Origin of the sequence: Vreelandella halophila, assembly GCF_009856365.1 — a bacterium.
Taxonomy (GTDB): domain Bacteria; phylum Pseudomonadota; class Gammaproteobacteria; order Pseudomonadales; family Oleiphilaceae; genus Halospina; species Halospina utahensis_B.
Map to the genome: position 1 here is coordinate 1 of NZ_WMEX01000017.1, position 1218 is coordinate 1218.

Here is a 1218-nt window from a genome sequence, read left to right on the forward strand (position 1 = left end):
TGACCTGCTCCCCTCTAGCTTAACCGCTTCTGACTTAGTAGTGTCCCTCTCAGAAGAGGATGAACGACATGAAGAAGCGATTTTCCGAAGAGCAGATTATCGGTGTGTTGAAAGAGGCGGAAGCCGGGGTTCCGGTGAAAGAGCTCTGTCGTAAGCACAACATCTCCGATGCCACCTTCTACACCTGGCGAAAGAAGTTCGGCGGTCTGGACGTCTCTGAAGCCCGTCGCCTGAAATCGCTGGAGGACGAGAACGCCCGCCTCAAGAAGATGCTGGCGGACTCCATGCTCGACCAGGAAGCCCTCAAAGCGGCGCTCAATCGAAAGTACTGACGGTCAGTAATAAGCGCGAGGCTGTGCGCACGATGCAGTGTGAGACGTCGATCTCCCAGCGCAGAGCCTGTTCACTGGTCGGGATATCCCGCGCTGCATTTCACTACCAGTCGTCGAGGCAGTCGGTTGATGCTGGCCTGTCGGAGCGTATCCAAACGCTCGCCAATGAACGTCGGCGGTTTGGCTATCGCCGTGTGCATCAGCTGCTGCGACGAGAGGGTGTGACGGTGAATCACAAAAAGGTCTATCGGCTGTACCGTGAGGCCAATCTGGCGGTTCCGAAACGAAAGCGACGCAAAGGCATAGCCATTGAGCGCCAGCCATTGGTGCAACCAGAGGGGCCAAACCGGACCTGGTCAATGGACTTCGTCATGGATGCCATGGCCTGTGGTCGGCGCCTGAAATGCCTGACGGTGGTCGATGACTACACGAAAGAATGTCTCGATATTGCGGTGGCACGGGGCATTTCAGGCGATGAAGTTACACGCATCCTGGAAGCGGTTGCCGCCTTCCGGGGTTACCCAGAGGCTGTGAGAACCGATCAGGGGCCGGAGTTTACCGGTAAAGCACTCGATCAATGGGCCAGTGACAATCACATTGAACTGAAGCTGATTCAGGCCGGGAAGCCGACCCAGAATGGCTTTATCGAGAGTTTTAACGGGCGCTTCCGGGATGAGTGCCTGAACGAGCACTGGTTCCGGGATCTGTCTCACGCCAGAGACATCATCAGTGACTGGCGACGGGACTACAATGAGCAGCGACCGCATTCCAGTCTGGGATACCAGACACCGCTGGAGTTCGCGGCGCAACATCGAACCGGGCAATCGAAGCCCAAAACTTGGGACATCACTAAGTAGTGAGTGGTCAAGTTACTGGGGGCAGGTCA

Annotated in this window: 1 protein-coding gene; it reads left to right on the forward strand. The window is 56.5% G+C overall.

The window, feature by feature from the left end:
• Nucleotides 1-68: 68 nt before the first annotated feature.
• Nucleotides 69-1189, forward strand: a protein-coding gene (locus tag GLW01_RS15455) for an IS3 family transposase (RefSeq protein WP_160899670.1) whose coding sequence is annotated in 2 segments (ribosomal slippage) — nt 69-327 and nt 327-1189 — 1122 coding nt in all. Because the reading frame shifts where the segments join, the coding sequence is not laid out codon by codon here.
• Nucleotides 1190-1218 lie beyond the last annotated feature (29 nt).